This is a genomic window from Rhodococcus rhodochrous (assembly GCF_014854695.1).
Lineage (GTDB): Bacteria > Actinomycetota > Actinomycetes > Mycobacteriales > Mycobacteriaceae > Rhodococcus.
The window spans coordinates 1,109,724-1,126,004 of record NZ_CP027557.1 but is presented as its reverse complement, the minus strand read 5'-3'; the positions used below and the strand labels follow the sequence as shown (position 1 = coordinate 1,126,004).

Below are 16,281 nucleotides of genomic sequence, written 5' to 3'. Positions count from 1 at the left end.
GCGATGCAGGGATGACCACAAACATCGGCACGGGCGGTGAAGGTCCCCGACCCGACCGACTGGACGACGACGAGCGCGCCGAACTCGATCGGTTGCGTGCAGAAGTCGCTGCGCTTCGGGAACGAGCCGCTGTCGGGGTGGAGCCCGTTCCCGAGCCGCGGCCCGCGAGACACGGCTGGCGCTGGGCTGCCGTTGCACTGCTCGCCGTGCTGGTCGCGGTCCTGGCCGTCCTCTCGGTCACCGCACGGTTCGTGCGCAGCGAGATCCTCGACACCGACCGGTACGTGACAACCGTCGCCCCGCTGGGCTCGAACCCCGCCATCCAGACGCAGATCGCGAATTCCGTCACCGACGAGATCTTCACACGCGTCGACGTCGAAGGTCTGACGACCGACGCTCTGGTCGCTCTCACCGACGCCGTTCCGGCCACGGAGAACGCGCCGCGCGTCGACCGCGCCGTCGAGGGACTGGCACCGGTGATCACCGGACAGGCGCGGAACTTCGTCAACGAGACAGTGTTGTCACTGGTGCAGAGCGAGCAGTTCGAGGATCTGTGGATCCAGGCCCACCGCGCCGCCCACGACGCATTGGTCGCGGTGGTGACCGGCGACGTCGGGCCGTCGTCGGTGACGGTCGACGATTCGGGCACGGTGAGCATTTCGCTCGGCACGGTGATCGACAACGTGAAGGGCCGTCTCCTCGACCGCGGTTTCACGTTCGCGGAGAAGATCCCGAGTGTCGACAAGCAGTTGGTCCTGTTCCGATCACCGGAACTGGTCCGGGCGCAGCGAGCCGTGAACACTCTCGACAACATTTCGGATGTGCTGCCCTGGATCACCCTCGCCGCTGCTGCCGGCGCAGTCGCCGTCGCGCCGCCGGGCCGTCGCCTACGCGCACTCGCCTTGGTCGGCCTCGCACTGGTCGTAGGAATGTTCGTTCTGGCGGTCGCGCTCATCATCGTCCGGTCGTTGTATCTCGACGATGTCCCGCCCGACGTCCTGTCGCCGGAGGCGGCAGCAGCCATCATCGATGCCGTGCTGATGCCGCTGCGGACCAGCCTTCGGGCGGTCGCGGTGCTCGGACTGGTGATCGCTCTCGGTGCCTACCTCACCGGTGGCTCGTCCTCCGCCCGGACCGTTCGGCGTGGGTTCGGCCGCAGCCTCGATGCCGTCCAGCGGCTACGTCGGCCCCGCCCGCCGAATGCGTTCGAAGAAGCGGCCTTCCGTGCCCGCGTCGCGATCCGGGCGGTCGTCATCGGAGTGGCCGCACTGCTCGTGATGTTCTGGCGCTACCCGACAGGTCTGGTGGTCGCGTTCATCGTGCTGGGTGCTGTTCTGGTACTGCTCGCCCTCGAGCTGGTGATCAGGCCGGCCCGCACCGTGGAGGACCGACCGGCGACCGAGGATCAACCGACGACCTGATCGTTGCCGCTACCGGTCCTGCCGATGAAGGCGTCGACAGCGTCCTCGAGGGTCGGATGGAACCGGCTCGGGTCGAATCTGTCGCCCACCCCGAATCTGATGAGCCGGTCCTTGATCGGCCCTTTCATCTCGGCGAACACGAGGCGGATGCCGTTTCCTTCCAGATAGGCGTCGAGGTCGACGAGTTCGTCGACGGCGGTCGTGTCGAGTCCCGTGATCGGTTCGGCCGCGATGACCACCCATTCGACAGGCGCTTCGGTTCGGGCCACCACCGACCGCACGTACTGATCGAAGATCTCCCCGTTGGCGAAGAACAGCGGGGCGTCGAACCGGACGATCACCAGACCCGGGATACGACTGCCTTCGGGATGACGCTCGACGTCGTGGAATCCCGGACGATCGGCGGTCCGCACGAGCTCGGTGCGGTACGGCTGCCAGGCGCGCGCGACCACCGAGACGAAGGACAGACCGATCGCGACGACGATGCCCTGCAGCACCCCCACCAGAGCGACCCCGAGGAAGGCCGCGACGGCCAGCCCGAACTCGACCGTGCTCATCTGCCACATCCGGACCATTCCCCGGACATCGACCAGGGCGGTGGCGGCGACGATCACCACGGCGCCGAGCGTCGCATCGGGTAGATAGGTGGTCAACCCCGGAGCGACGAGAACGAAGACGAGAACTGCCAGCGCTCCCACGACACACGCGAATTGGGTTCGCGCGCCGCTCTGCTCGGCGACCGGCGTCCGAGATCCGCTTGCGGAGATCGGGAACCCTCCGAACAGTCCCCCGGCGATGTTCGCGACGCCCACCGCTTTCATCTCCGTGCTCCCGTTCACGTTCTCACCCCGTCGCGCGGCGAAGGTGCGGGAGAGCACTCCGGTGTCGGCGAAAGCGATCAGCGCGATACCGGCTGCAGGTCCGACGAGACGGGCGACGTCCGACCACTCGACCCCGCCGAACGACGGGAGCGGGAGTCCCGCGGGCAGTGCACCTACCATCCCGATGTCGTCGGTGAGATCGAGTGCAGCTGAGGCGATGATCGCTGCGACGACCGCGACCAGGACGCCCGGGATCCTCGGCAACCACAAGCGGAATCCCACGATGACCGCGAGGGAGGCGACCCCGATACCGGCTGCGACGGGGTCGATCCCACCGTTCGTGACGGTCTCTGCGATTTCTCGGATCTCACCCAGGAGACCCGGTGCGTCGACCGAGAAGCCGAGCAGTTTCGGAAGTTGTCCGACGATGACGACGAGTGCGATGGCGTTCAGGTAACCCAACCGGATCGGTTTGGACAGCAGTTCGGTGACGAAGCCGAGGCGGAGGAAACCTCCGACGAGCAGGATCACGCCGACGAGCACGCCGAGGACCCCGGCGAAGACCAGCGCGCTCTCCGGATCGTTCGCGACGGCGAGTGGTAGAACGGCCGCAGCGATGAGTGGTGCGAGCGATGAATCCGGCCCCAGGACGAGGATCTTCGACGGACCGACCACCGCATAGGCCAGGAGCGGAACGATGGTCGCGTAGAGCCCGGCATAGGCGGGCAATCCGGCAGCTTCGGCGTAGCCCATCCCGGCCGGGATGAGCAGCGCGGTGAGCACGAGGCCGGCGGTGATGTCCGGTCTCAACCACTCACGACGGTAGGCACGAGCCGTGACAATTCCGGGAAGCGTCCCCAGGCCCTCGATCCGTGACATGACCGGCCTCAGTGAGCACGCACAGGAGCAACCGCCATCGGAGCGGGAATCGACAGGTCCGGTGTGCGTCGGCGACGCCGGATCGCCTTCTCCGCTTCCACCACGACGGGAATGATCACCGACCAGCCGATGCAGACCAGCCATTGAGCACCTGTCAGCGACGTCGTCATGAGGAGGTCCTGAAGGAAGTCCAACTCGACGGCGAGCACCGTGACCACCACCGGAATCGACAGGATCCGGAGGGCACCCACGATCGGGGCGGAGAATCCGGATTCCGGATCGCGTCGCATGGACAGTCCTGCGAGAACGGATCCGAACGACAACACGACGAACGCGGTCGTCATCGCCACGGTCGGCTCCGTCGTGCTCATCCCACCGGGAGCGAGGAGCATCGCCGCGAGTGCAACGGCGAACTGGAGGGTTCCGTAGACCGACCACTGTACGAAGGCTGCCCTGTTGGCGATCGGCGTGTTCGGGTCGCGAGGCGGTTTGCTCATCAGATCCGGCGAGGGCGGGTCGAGCATGATGACGGCCACCGGGAACAACGTGATGAAGAAGTGCTGGAACAGCACCATCAACGGGGTCAGGGCGACGCCGTCGTTGATGTCGAAGATGCTCGCGACGAGGAAGAGCAGTACGAGCGACAACAGCTTCGACATCTGGTACCGGATGTACGACACGATCTTCTCGTAGATGTTGCGTCCCAGACGGATCGCAGTGACCAGCGTCCCGAAGTTGTCGTCGGTCAGCACGATTCTTCCGGCCTGCTTCGTCACTTCGCTGCCCGACCCCATCGCAACTCCGATGTCGGCCTTCTTCAGAGCTGCGGCGTCGTTGACGGCGTCTCCGGTCATCGCGACGACCGCGCCGCCCTTCTGCATGAGATCGACGAGTCGGAGTTTGTCCTGGGGAGTAACCCGACCGAACACGTGCAGGTTCGGAAGTTCTGCCGCCAGAGTCTCGTCGGGCATCGCGCGAAGGTCGGGTCCGCTGACGACGCCCGGTCCGAGACCGAGTTCGGCACCGATCGCGGAGGCTGTGATCGCATGATCGCCGGTGATCATGCGGACATCGATACCTGCCGCGTGCGCGGTGCGCACCGCCTCGATCGCTTCGGGCCGAAGCGGATCGATGATGCCGACCATCCCGACGAAGGTGAGATCCTCCACGAACGACATCGGGTCGGCCCGCACCGCTTCCTCCTGCCCGTCGACGATACGGGCCGCGAATGCCAGGACCCGCAGTCCCTTTTCGGACAGGGTTCGGTTCGCCGCGACGATCTCGTCACGAGCCTCGTCGAGTGGCGCCGCTCGTCGTCCCGGACGGAAGGCGCTGCCGCACTGTGCCAGAACCACGTCCGGGGCGCCTTTGACGAGCTCGACGAATCGCGTGGCACCGTCGACCGGCAGGTGGTGGAACGTCGCCATGAACTTGTACGCCGAGTCGAACGGCACTTCGGCGACGCGGGGATACGACCGGTGGGTGAGCGGAGCGTCGATGCCGAGTTTGGCGGCGAGCACGACCAGAGCTGCCTCTGTGGGATCTCCGACGACCACTCCGCTGTCGGAGACCGTGGCATCGCTGTCGAGGCACAATCCGTATGCGAGAAGAGTGAAGTCGGGCAGCTCGTCGCCGGCGGCACGCGTGATCCGCCCGGCCTTGCTGTATCCCTCACCGTCCACGGTGTACCACCGGGTGTGGAAATACAACGAGCGCACGGTCATCTGGTTCATCGTGAGCGTACCGGTCTTGTCCGAGTTGACCGCGTTCGTGGCACCGAGGGTCTCGACATCGGAAAGGTTCTTGACGACGGCCTTCGCTTCGGCGAGTTGCCGGGCACCGAAAGCGAGCATCGCCTGCACGAAGGTCGGCAGGCCGGTCGGGATCGCCGACACCCCCATGGCGATGCCCAGCAACAGCACCGTGGTCAGATCTTGCCCGCGGATCACGCCGATGACGACGATGACGGCAACCGCGGTCCAGGCGATGACCCCGAGCAGTCGGGTCAGCGAGTCGAGTTCGCGTTGCAACGGTGACCTGCTCGGAGCAACCGCCGACAGCATCGATGCGATCCGGCCCATTTCGGTGTCCATGCCCGTCTCCGTCACCACCATCCTGGCGGTACCACGAGTGACGGATGTGTTCTGGAACAGCATGTCGGAGCGATCGCCCAGGGGGACGTCACCGACAGGAAGGGTCGCGGGGTCCTTCGGAACCGGCGCACTTTCTCCCGTGAGCGCTGCTTCCTGCGTCTCGAGTGTCGCCGACGTGATCACACGTCCGTCCGCGGGCACGAGGTCGCCGGCTTCGAGTTGCACGATGTCGCCCGGCACCAGGTCGGTGGCCCCGATCTCGCTCAACACTCCGTCGCGGATCGTTCGCGCCTGTGGAGTCTGCATTCTCGCGAGGGCGTCCACGCTTGCACGGGCCTTCACTTCCTGCCGCGTGCCCAGTACCACATTGAGTGCGACCAGGACGACGACGACGAGAGCGGTGGAGATCTCCCCGATCACGATGCTCACCGCCGTCACGGCGATCAACATCAGGTTCATCGGATCCCGTACCTGCCGCAGTGCGATCGTCCACGTGGACGGTGCGGGTTCGGACACGATCGTATTGGGTCCGAAACGTCGGCGACGTTCGTCCGCCTCGGCCGTCGTGAGACCGGATCGTTCGTCGGAGGACAGCGCTGCGATCACGTCGGCGGCGTCCGTGGCATACCAGGACGGTTCTTCTCGATCGGGGACGAGGATCTTCGCTCGGTCCGGTCCGGATCTCGTAGTGGCCATCGCGGTTCGTCCTTCCCTACCGGAAGAGCCTCAGTAGAGCGTGGGTATCCAGTGAAGAGGTTGGGTCGGCGCCGTGTACCCATCGGCGTCCTGTCGCGGCGGCAGAACCAGATCGGGGCGCTCGAGCGGCTCGTAGGGGATCCGGTCGAGCAGATGGGCGATGACGTTGAGCCGGCCACGTTTCTTGTCGTCGTTGTCGACGACATACCAAGGGGCCCAGCCGGTATCGGTGAAGTGGAACATCTCGTCCCGTGCCCGGGAGTAGTCGTACCAATGTGTGTACGACTCCAGATCCAGATTCGACAGCTTCCAGGTCTTCCGAGGATCGTCGATGCGACTCTGCAGGCGCAGCGTCTGTTGCTCCTGGCCCACTTCCAGCCAGTACTTCAGAAGGATGATGCCGGAGTCCACGATCGCGCGTTCGACCGTCGGGATCATCTGGAGGAAATGCTGTGCCTCCTCCTCCGTGCAGAAGTTCATCACTCGTTCGACGCCGGCGCGGTTGTACCAACTGCGATCGAAGATCACGACCTCGCCTCCGGCAGGTAGGTGGGGTACGTAGCGCTGGATGTACATCTGAGACCGTTCACGCTCCGTGGGTGCGGGCAGCGCCACGACGCGGAAGACCCTGGGACTCACTCGTTCCGTGATCGCCTTGATGACACCCCCCTTACCTGCGGTGTCGCGGCCCTCGAACAGGATGCAGATACGAACTCCGGACGATCTCACCCATTCCTGCACGGCGACGAGTTCTGCGTGCAACGGACGGAGCAGGCGACGGTACTCCTTGTTCTTCATGGGTTCGCGGACCGGCGATGCGCCCTGCTGCGGTGGACCGGGGGGACGAAGGGCGCCGGAATCGGAACGCGCGGTGAGCGACTTCTCCGGCGATCTCTTCCGGTGCTTCTCGTGCCCCGTCTTGTGTCCCACGGTTCTCCCTCGGACGTCCACCCATTGTCCGCCTCCGACCCCACGTTCGTGGGAGAACGATCGGTTCGGAGCGATGGACGCGGACCGGTCACCACGTGCCGCAGGTGTTGTCGAATCGTGCCCGGAAGCGGTGCATCCGATGCCGTTTCGAGCCTTGACGGATCTCGGGGCCGACGTCACGATTGGCCGATGAGCGGTGACGACGAGTTCCGTCAGATCCAGCAGGTGACCGAACGCCTGATCGTTCGATATCCGCTCGTTCCTCCCGACGACATCGCACGTGCGGTGTACGGCGTCTATCGCCGATTCGCCACGAGCAGGGTTCGAGACTTCGTTCCGCTCCTCGTCGAGAAGGCGGTGAAACGTGAACTCTCCGAACCTACGCTTCTCGATTCCGTTCTTCCGCCCACGATTCCGGAGGTCGGAAGGTAGGACGTGAGCAAGTACGAGCACCCCACCCGTCAGGGCGCGGCGGTCGGTCTCGGCTGGGGTCTGTCCGCGGGAGTGGTGGCCGCACTCTTCCCGCCGGTGGGCATCGGCCTCGTCGGCCCCACGGCCGGCGGAACGGCGCTCGGAGCACTGCTCGGGCAATGGCGCGATCAGACAACGTCGCATTCTCGAGAGCAGGGTTCCTTCACCGAGGTGGTTGCCGACGCGACGCGGCGCATCGTAAAGGGTTGTACGTCCGATCTGCTGTAGGCGCTGCATTTTCAAGTTTGCCGCGCTGTCGACTTCCGGATGTGAGGGGCGCTCGGGGGGCCTACTGTCTGATCAGCACTGGTCGACCGGCCGGATCGCCGCCGGTCCACGACAGTGAGGTGGTGATCTGCCATGGCCGACGGGATCTCTTCCGCCGAAGAAGGTCAGCTCTCCGGCCGACGTCGGTTGCTCGCCGTGCTTCTCGCGATGGCGATGTTCGTCCTTGTCGTCGACACGTCACTGATGAACGTGTCGATCTCGGCGGTGGTGCGCGACCTCGGCACCACCGTCAGCGGTGTGCAGTCCGCGATCGCGCTCGAAGCGCTGGTCTCGGCGGCGTTCATTCTGATCGGCAGCAAGATCGGTGACCTGATCGGTCGCAAATGCGCATACGTGCTGGGACTGCTCGGCTACGCGACGGGCGCTGCGGCGATGACCCTCGCCCAGGGACTGACCGTGGTGATCCTCCTGTGGGCGGTGGTCGGTGGGATCGGCGCATCACTGCTGCTGCCTGCCATGCAGTCACTGGTACACGGCAACTTCCACGGCGCCGCTCAGAAGAAGGTCTACGCACTCGTCGGCGCGGCAGCTGCGATCGCCGCTGCAGTCGGCCCATTACTCGGCGGCTTCGTCACCACCTATCTGTCGTGGCGGGTCGGGTTCGCCCTGGAAGTGGTGATCATCGCGGTGGTACTGGCCGGCATCGGGCTCGTCCGGGACGTGCCGTACACCGGGCCGCGCGGCGTGGACCCGATCGGAGCCGTGCTGTCGGTCGTCGGCATGGGTGGGATCGTGCTCGGGATCCTGGTGTGGCAGGAGGGCGGCGACGCGGTCGCGGCACTGCTGCTCACAGGCGCTGCCGCGCTCACCGCTCTCACCTACTGGTTGATCCGCCGCACACGGCGCGGCGAGCCCGCCCTGCTGGACCCGGGCCTGTTCCGGTCGAAGGTGTTCCGGCTCGGCGTCACCGGGCAGATGCTTCAGCAGATCGCGTTGGGCGGGACGATGATCGCGCTGCCCATCTATCTGCAGATGGTGCTCGAGTACAACGCCATGCAGGCCGGTCTCTCACTCGCACCGCTGTCGCTGAGCATGTTCGCCGTCGCTCTGCTCGCGGGGAACAAGGCAGGCAATCGCCGTCCCGCAGTCATCATTCGGTGGGGGTTCCTGCTCGTCACCGTCGGCGTCGCCGTGCTGCTCCCGTTGGTACCCCGCGCGGACTTCGGGTGGGCGCTGCTGGCACCACTCGTCGTTGCCGGCGCCGGGCTGGGACTGCTGGTCTCGCAACTGAACAACTACACCCTCGCCCCGATATCGGAGGAGCGGGTCAGTGAGGCCGCGGGCACCAATTCCGCGGCCGGGTCGTTCGGGCTGTCGTTCGGGCTGGCCTTCGCCGGGGCCGTCATGCTGGCCACCTTGTCCCTCACGTTCACCGCCATGACGCAGTCGAGCACCGTCCTGCCGCCCGACGAGAAGCAACACATCGCGCAGGTCCTCGAGGAGGACGCCGAGGTCATGAGCAATACGCAACTCCAGGACCTGCTCGCCGGCCGGCCACCCGAGATCCGCGACGAGATCATCCGCATCAACACCGACGCCCGTCCCGTCGCGCTGCAGGCCGCGCTGCTCGTGCCGATCCTCACCGGACTGCTCGGACTGCTGAACTCCTTCCGGATGATGCGTGAACCCGACGCGCCGCCCGCGGCACCGGGAGCCGCACCAGGACTGCTCTGACACCGTTTCCGCACTGCACCCGTCGGCGCCGGCGTGACAAGGAAAGCCGTTCCGCGACGCGTCGGCATGTGAACCACTTCGACAACTCCGAACCACGACTCGCGTTCGGACATAAAAGCACCCGAATACGTCGCGTTGCGACAATTGATACGTTGTGCGCCCCGTCGTTGCTGAATCGACGATCGAATTTACCGGAATATGTTGCAGTGTCCGACCGAGCAGGCGCACAATTCGGCGAAAGAGGGCGATGAGCGCCCGGTGTGGGAAGCGACCGTGTCGATGATATCGATGCTGGGGGACCGATCGAGCGGCGAGCCCTTGCGCGACGCCCTCGCAGAATTGTGATTGCAGCGGAGCCGGCAGCGTTGTCACGCCGATTCGGGCACGAGCAGGACGATTCACCGTCGTCGTGTCCGGACCGACAGCGCTGCCCCGTACCACGAGGTCGGTGACCGGACGATCGAACGCGGTGACACCGTCGTTCTCGACTTCGGCGACCAGAGAACGCAGGACTCGAGATGAGCACTGTGCGCGCCACACCCGACAGTCAGATCGCGGATCGGCTTGCCGCCGAGTTCGAGGGCCACCTCCCGCGGTATCGGATCGAGGCAGTGGTTGCGAGCTGTCTGGAGGACCTGCGAGGAATTCCGGCGCCGGCTCTGCCGGAGCTGGGCGAACGCCTCGCCCGCCAACGTCTGCTCGACCTGGTCGAAAAGCCGAAAGCCGCGGTGCCCTAGCTACGGCGGTGCGGTGGCAGAAAGACGTACTCTCCCCCGCGGCCAGACCACTCCGAACTTCTCGGCCTGTCTCGCCGGTCCCTTCACCGGAGGTGCACATCATGGACTCGTTCTGGGATCTCCTGTGGTACACGATCATCGTGTTCGCCTTCGTGGCGTACCTGCTCGTGTTCTTCCTGATCCTGACGGATCTGTTCCGCGACCACACTGTGTCCGGGCTGGGCAAAGCCGTCTGGGTGATCGCCCTGATCCTGATTCCTTTCTTCAGCGCTCTGCTCTACCTGATCGTGCGCGGACAGGACATGGCCATCCGGGCCCGAGAGGCTCAACTCGCCGCCCGACACGCCACCGACCAGTACATCCGGCAGGCAGCCGGCAGATCCGCCGTCGATCAGATCGCCGACGCGAAGGCGCTGCACGAGTCCGGGGCGATCACCACAGTCGAATTCGAGCAGCTCCAGACTCGTGCCCTGGAACAAGACACCCCGGGGCGCGGCGAGATGCCGAGCCGATGATGACCACCGGGCCGTCGTGCTCCGTGCGATTGTGGCGGCGCGCGCCCTGGCACCGGAGCCCGCTGCTGCGCCGTCGCGACCGGCTCGAGTCGACGGCAGCTCTCGTGGTGGTCGTCTTCGTGGTGATGATGGTGCCTTTGGCAGCCACCGTCGGCACCGTCACCTACGGCACGCTGGTCGAGCAGGCCCGCCAGGACATCCACACCCACCGTCAGGTCGAAGCAACCGTTCTGGACAGCGCCCCCACCGTTGCCGCGGCGCCGGAGACCGCCCCACCGCTCCCGCCGGCCGTCGACCAGGCCGAACTCCGGTGGGTGCGGTGGAATGTGGACGGGCACACCCACACCGGTCGGCTGAGTCGGCCGCTCGACGCGCAACCCGGCGCGACGATCGACCTGTGGGTGGACCCCAGTGGCGTCCCGGTCGATGCTCCCCACAGCGGGACGGACAGCGCCACTACGGCCGTGCTCACAGCGATAGCCGTGTGGGCGGCCGCGTTGGTGGGCGGGGTCGGGTTCTGGTACGGCATACATCGGTACAACGAGCACCACCGAATGCAGGAATGGGAACATGAATGGCGCCGGGCGCACCACACCCCCGGGTGGTCCATCGGTTGACCGACCGGTAGCGAGAAACTCGTCGTGATCACATCGAGCGCACGGGTGAGATCGGCGCGAACGGCCGGAACTCCTGGTCGCTCCCCCGAACGACACCCGCGCTCGACTCGGGAACCTCCAGCCAGGCCCCTTCGAGATCCCGAAGGGGTTCGGACACCACGAAGCGGGTGTCGTCTCCCAGCTGGTACAGCACTTCCACTTCGGGATGCTGCGCCCGTATCGCCTTGATGTCGGCCGAGTAGAACAACGAGCGTGTCTTTCGCTCCGTCGAATACCGGAACACCCAGACGCTGCTGCCGTCGGTGGTGGCGATCGTTCCCTGCATGGGATTCTCGATGCCCATGCAGGCTCCGATGTCCTCCACGAAACCGACGGCCTTCGCGACGCCGGTGAACGGGTCGTCGGCGAGGCCGAAGGTGAGCGCGAGGTAGAACAGCATCTCGGAATCCGTCGATCCCCGGATCGCGTCGTAGAGACTCGCATCGACGGCCATCGCTAGGTCCCGTTTCATGAGGTGGAATCCGTGCACCGCCCCGTTGTGCATCCACAACCTGTTCTCGTAGCGGAAGGGATGGCAATTGGTGCGCTGCACCGGAGTTCCCGTCGAGGCGCGGACATGCGCGAACATCAACGGCGTACGGATCTGCGTGGCGAGCTCGCGGAGGTTGCTCTCGTTCCAGGCGGGTTCGATGCACTTGAACAATGCCGGCCTCGGGCCCTCTCCGTACCAGCCGATGCCGAAGCCGTCCCCGTTCGTGGTAGTTGCGCCCATCTTGGAATGCAGGCTCTGGTCGATCAGGGAGTGCACCGGCCGGAACAGGAGGTCGTCCATCAGGACGGGATCACCGGTATACGCCATCCATCTGCACATCCCTTCATTGAAGTCGTAGGATGCGCCGGAATGTGAGATCCGAAGAGTTCAATTCGGCCACAATATCTTCCGCAACCGAACGGAATCGAGGTGCGGGGGCGGCACACGCGCTCCCGGACGGTTGCGGGGAACACGAACTCGTAGCGCTCCGGTGGAGATCGTGCATCGGACGGGTGTCGACAGCATCACCGACTCACCGTCGACTCCGACCGGAATCTCCGGTACGTCCGCATCGACGACCACTTCTGTGGCGGTGCGCTGCAACAGGCCTCGGTTGTGGGTGCGACGGAACAGGCCCACCGCCTGGCGTGCGTTCGAGACCGAGATCGCGACGACACCGAGCCGGCCGCTGTCCAGGCGGGGCCGGCGGCCCATTCCTGCCAGGTCGTCGAAGGCGTACGGACCGTTGCTGACCAACACCGCCTGAGGTCCCTCGACGGTCTCGGTGTCGATGTGCGCCCGCAGACCCGGCCTGCCCTGCTCACCGAGCAGATCGGGCAGCATCTGCAGCACCGTCGCCGTCTTGTCGGCACGGTACTGAGGGCTCCGCACCACCTCTGCGTAGACCCCGAAGGACGCATTGTTGACGAACGGCCGCTCGTTGATCCGGCCGAGATCGACGCGCAGCTCGACCCCGTCACGGAGGGCGTCCAGACCCGCAGCGGGATCCTCCCGGTCGAGCCCGAGGTCGAGAGCGAAATGATTCCGGGTTCCGGCGCTGATCACCACGAACGGAAGTCGGTGTTCCGCTGCGACCGCCGCGACGAGGGCCTGTGTTCCGTCGCCACCCGCGACGCCGAGCAGGTCCGCCCCTCGTTCGACGGCCTTCTCCGCCAGTTCGGTGACGTCGAGTTGCTGCGGTCCGCTCAGCAACACCACTTCGGCGCCGAGTTCCTCGGCCTTGCGCTGCAGGTCGTAACGGACGACCTTGCCCCCGCCCGAGCGTGGATTCATCACGAAGAACGGATGGTGCACGGAAACGGCCGGGAATTCCGGCTGCGGATTCACGCGATCGCCTCGTAGGGCGCGGCGTCCGCATGCGACCGCCACGGCGACGAGCAGCACCGACACAACAGCGACCCACAGGTGACCCGACAGTGCGAAGACGACCACCACGACCACCGGCACGAGGACGGTCACGGTCAGAGCCACCGCGCGGACCACCCCCCGGTGGGTGAGGAACCAGTAGGCCCCGGCAACGGCCAGGGCTGCACCGGCCACCGCGACCAGCAGCAGCGCGAGGACACCACGCAGACCGGCTTCGGCGACCGGAAGCACGATCGCGACGATCAGCACCACGACAGCGGTCCACGCCCACCAGCGGGCGTCGGCGGATACCGGGCCCCGGTGCGATTCGTGTTCCTCGGCCATCGACTCGACCTCGCAATCGTTCCTGCGCGCCCGGACAGCCGACCTTGCGGGCCGGACGAACTTCTCGGGTCGAGGACCGACCACCACTTCCGAGCTTGGCACGATCGTGCGCGGGCGAGAGGTGTTTTGCCGGTAGAGAACTCTGCGACACCGAACGTTCCGCTGTGCCGGCAAGCCGGACGCGGACCGTTCAGCTCAGCAGGAGGGCGCCGACGAGGGCGATCAGCATCACCCACAGCGTGGAGGCAGCAGCGACTACGAACGGTCGTAGTCCGATCGAGCGCAGCAGTCCCACACGAACCCCGAGGCCCAAGCCGAACATGGCCGTGGTCAACAACGCCGACTGCACGAGCGCGGCCTGTTCGAGCACGACGTCGGGCAGCACGCCGGAGGACCGCACCGCCACAGCTACCAGGAATCCGATCACGAACACCGGCACCAGCGGCGGCTGCCGCCCGATCGTGTCCTCGTGGGCGCCCTCCTCGCGACCGCGCCGTCGACGGACCACGCCCAGATATGCCATCACCGGGGCCAGCATCAGGACGCGGGCGAGCTTGACCACGGTGGCGACGGCGAGGGCTCCGCCACCCATCATGCCGCCGGCGGCGACGACCTGCGCGACCTCGTGGATCGCCCCGCCGGCGAGGATGCCGGACTGCCGGTCGTCCATCCCCAGCACTCCTACCAGCAGCGGAACACCGGGGATCATCAGTGTGCCGAAGACGACGACCAACGCGATCGAGGTGATCACCTCGTTGCGCCTTGCGTCGACGACTCCGTCGGCGGCAGCGACCGCCGCGGCGCCGCAGATCGAGAATCCGCACGAGATGAGGACACGTTGCGTCCACGACAACCCAAGGACCCGGCCCAGGTACATCGTCCCCGTGATCCCTGCCGCGACGATGATCACGACGAGGGCGATGACACCCCACCCGAGGGCGAGGATGTCGTGGAAGACCAGTTGAAGGCCGAGCACGGCGATGCCGAGGCGCAGCAGCCGCTTGGCGGAGAAGTCGACGCCGGGGCCGATCCACGCCGGGACAGGGATCAGATTGGCCACCAGCGCTCCGAGCACGATCGAGATCAGCATCGGGTTCACGGCGGGGAGCAGTCGGCCGAGCACGATCGCGATTGCAGCGCCGGCCGCGCACACCCCGATACCCGCGACGAGGGCAGCCGCGCGGGGACGCACACCCCTCGGCGTCGACTCCGGCCGCACGACGTCCTGCGGCGCCGACGTCACCTCACCCGACATCCGGCGATCCCTGACTCGTCGATCCCGTGCCCGTCGATACCGCGCCTGTCCGTACCGTGGTGACGAGTTCGCGCTTCAGGATCTTTCCCGTCGCGGTCGTCGGAAGCGTCGTGACGATCTCGATCGAGCGCGGATACTTGTATCCTGCCATCCGGTCTCGACACCAGGAGATCAACTCTTCTTCCGTGGTCTGCTCCCCTGCCTCGAGAATGACGAATGCGCCGACCTCCTCGCCGTACACCTCGTGGGGGACGCCGACGACCGCTGCAAGCGACACTGCCTCGTGGGTGATCAGTACTTCCTCGATCTCGCGGGGGTAGACGTTGAAGCCCCCGCGCACGATCAGATCCTTCGCTCGATCGACGATGTAGTAGAAGCCGTCCGCGTCCCTGCGAGCAAGGTCGCCTGTACGCAGCCAGCCGTCTCGCATCGCTTCGGCGGTGGCATCCGTCCGCCCGAGATATCCCGACATGACGTTGTGGCCGCGCAATGCCAGTTCTCCGACCGTGTCGACTTCGGTGACGGTGTTCCAGTCGGCATCGACGAGGCGGGCCTCGACTCCCCAGACCGGGACGCCGATCGATCCGGGCCGCGGGTCGCGTTCCGGATCGCTGAACAACGCGAGCGGAGACGTCTCGGACAGCCCGTAGCCCTCGAGGATCCGGACACCGAAGCGCTCGGAGAAGCGGGTGAGGATGTCGACGGGCAGGGCGGCGCCACCGGAGATCGCCCGGCGCATCGTCGCGGCGATCCGCTGCACGTCGACCGTCTCGTCCACCGCATCGAGCAGAGCCCAGTACATCGTCGGGACCCCGGCGAAGACGGTGACGTCCTGCTCGATCATCAGTGTCAGTGCGGTGCGGGCATCGAAACGTGGCAGGAGAACCAGCGTGGCCCCTACCGACAGTCCCGCGTTCATGGTCACGGTCTGGCCGAAGGAGTGGAAGAGCGGCAGGGTCACCAGGTACGTGTCGGTACACATCGGACTGCTGTCGAACAGACGGTTCGCGGTGAGCGCGTTCGTCACCATGTTCGAGTGGGAAAGGCAGGCTCCCTTCGGTTTTCCTGTGGTTCCGCTGGTGTAGAGGATCACCGCCGTGTCCTGCGGATCACGTACCACCGACGAGCGGACATCCGATACTTCCCCCAGCGCAGTATCGAGACTGTCCGCACCATCGAGTCCGCCGACGACGAACATGTCGCGACACTTCGGTGCTGCGGCGAAACCGGCACGACCGTATTCACCGATGGGCAGGTCGGGTCCACCTTCGGAGCAGAAGAACGCCCGGGCGCCGGAATCCTGCAGATGGTAGGCGATTTCAGGTCCCTTGAGCATGATGTTCAACGGCACCACGACGGCGCCGGCCTTGAGGATGCCGTAGTAGACGATCACGAACTCCGGCACGTTGGGGATCGACATCGCCACGGTGTCGCCCGGCGCGATTCCACGCGCGATCAACAGGTTGGCCACCCGGTTCGCTCGGGCGTCGAGTTCGCCGTAGCCGATCCGAGTGTTCCCCAGCACCAAGGCGTCCCGGTCGGGATACCGGCGGGCGGAATCCTCCAGGAGAACGGACAGGTTGAGCATCGCTGGTTCGCTTTCAGGATTCGGACGGGGGCGGTCTCGCGCGTTGTCGCTCCG

The 16,281-nt window shown here is 66.0% G+C and carries 14 protein-coding genes; 7 read left to right on the top strand and 7 right to left on the bottom strand.

Features of this window, described 5'->3' with window-relative positions; all coding sequences use genetic code 11:
• Nucleotides 1-11 precede the first annotated feature (11 nt).
• A complete protein-coding gene (locus C6Y44_RS05325) occupies nucleotides 12-1,421 on the top strand; it encodes a hypothetical protein (protein WP_159416544.1) in 1,410 nt (469 codons plus the stop codon).
• Here the strand turns inward: C6Y44_RS05325 and C6Y44_RS05320 are convergent.
• From C6Y44_RS05320 to ppk2, 3 genes are read right to left on the bottom strand one after another with little or no spacing between them, the layout of a single operon-like run.
• Nucleotides 1,406-3,121: a SulP family inorganic anion transporter gene (locus C6Y44_RS05320; protein WP_159416545.1), complete on the bottom strand. Its 1,716-nt coding sequence runs from the start codon at nucleotides 3,119-3,121 to the stop codon at nucleotides 1,406-1,408. The two genes, C6Y44_RS05325 and C6Y44_RS05320, sit on opposite strands and share 16 nt — an antisense overlap.
• 8 nt (nucleotides 3,122-3,129) lie before the next feature.
• Nucleotides 3,130-5,910 (bottom strand): cation-translocating P-type ATPase, encoded by a 2,781-nt coding sequence (locus C6Y44_RS05315; RefSeq protein ID WP_159416546.1) that lies wholly within the window; start codon nucleotides 5,908-5,910, stop codon nucleotides 3,130-3,132.
• Between the two features lie 30 nt (nucleotides 5,911-5,940).
• Nucleotides 5,941-6,840: a polyphosphate kinase 2 gene (gene ppk2 / locus C6Y44_RS05310; protein ID WP_159416547.1), complete on the bottom strand. Its 900-nt coding sequence runs from the start codon at nucleotides 6,838-6,840 to the stop codon at nucleotides 5,941-5,943.
• A gap of 189 nt (nucleotides 6,841-7,029) precedes the next feature.
• Between ppk2 and C6Y44_RS05305 the strand changes: the two genes are divergently transcribed.
• From C6Y44_RS05305 to C6Y44_RS05280, 6 genes are all read left to right on the top strand, one after another.
• Nucleotides 7,030-7,272 carry a three-helix bundle dimerization domain-containing protein gene (locus C6Y44_RS05305; protein ID WP_159416548.1) on the top strand — a complete coding sequence of 81 codons (243 nt, stop codon included), beginning with the start codon at nucleotides 7,030-7,032 and terminating at the stop codon, nucleotides 7,270-7,272.
• Between the two features lie 3 nt (nucleotides 7,273-7,275).
• On the top strand, nucleotides 7,276-7,539 hold the full coding sequence (locus tag C6Y44_RS05300) for a hypothetical protein (protein WP_159416549.1): 264 nt from the start codon (nucleotides 7,276-7,278) through the stop codon (nucleotides 7,537-7,539).
• Between the two features lie 132 nt (nucleotides 7,540-7,671).
• Entirely contained in the window at nucleotides 7,672-9,273 is a 1,602-nt protein-coding gene (locus C6Y44_RS05295) for an MFS transporter (RefSeq protein ID WP_159416550.1), read from the top strand.
• A 518-nt stretch (nucleotides 9,274-9,791) separates the two neighbouring features.
• On the top strand, nucleotides 9,792-10,010 hold the full coding sequence (locus C6Y44_RS05290) for a hypothetical protein (protein ID WP_060652050.1): 219 nt from the start codon (nucleotides 9,792-9,794) through the stop codon (nucleotides 10,008-10,010).
• 101 nt (nucleotides 10,011-10,111) lie between these two features.
• The gene (locus C6Y44_RS05285) at nucleotides 10,112-10,525 is read left to right on the top strand and encodes a PLD nuclease N-terminal domain-containing protein (RefSeq protein ID WP_159416551.1); all 414 of its coding nucleotides are present in this window, start codon (nucleotides 10,112-10,114) and stop codon (nucleotides 10,523-10,525) included.
• Nucleotides 10,522-11,142 carry an Rv1733c family protein gene (locus C6Y44_RS05280; protein ID WP_159416552.1) on the top strand — a complete coding sequence of 207 codons (621 nt, stop codon included), beginning with the start codon at nucleotides 10,522-10,524 and terminating at the stop codon, nucleotides 11,140-11,142. Before C6Y44_RS05285 ends, C6Y44_RS05280 begins: the two co-directional genes overlap by 4 nt.
• Before the next feature lie 28 nt (nucleotides 11,143-11,170).
• On the opposite strand, the gene C6Y44_RS05275 is transcribed toward C6Y44_RS05280, so the two are convergent.
• From C6Y44_RS05275 to C6Y44_RS05260, 4 genes are all read right to left on the bottom strand, one after another.
• Nucleotides 11,171-12,001 (bottom strand): class II glutamine amidotransferase, encoded by an 831-nt coding sequence (locus tag C6Y44_RS05275; RefSeq protein WP_159416553.1) that lies wholly within the window; start codon nucleotides 11,999-12,001, stop codon nucleotides 11,171-11,173.
• Nucleotides 12,002-12,061: 60 nt separating this feature from the next.
• Complete coding sequence (locus C6Y44_RS05270) at nucleotides 12,062-13,384, bottom strand: diacylglycerol/lipid kinase family protein (protein WP_159416554.1); 1,323 nt, start codon at nucleotides 13,382-13,384, stop codon at nucleotides 12,062-12,064.
• A 190-nt stretch (nucleotides 13,385-13,574) separates the two neighbouring features.
• Nucleotides 13,575-14,639, bottom strand: a complete 1,065-nt coding sequence (locus C6Y44_RS05265) for a YeiH family protein (RefSeq protein WP_159416555.1) — start codon at nucleotides 14,637-14,639, stop codon at nucleotides 13,575-13,577.
• Nucleotides 14,629-16,227, bottom strand: coding sequence for a long-chain-fatty-acid--CoA ligase (locus C6Y44_RS05260; protein ID WP_159416556.1), 1,599 nt, complete (start codon nucleotides 16,225-16,227; stop codon nucleotides 14,629-14,631). The genes C6Y44_RS05265 and C6Y44_RS05260 overlap by 11 nt, the downstream gene beginning before the upstream one ends.
• Nucleotides 16,228-16,281: the final 54 nt, after the last annotated feature.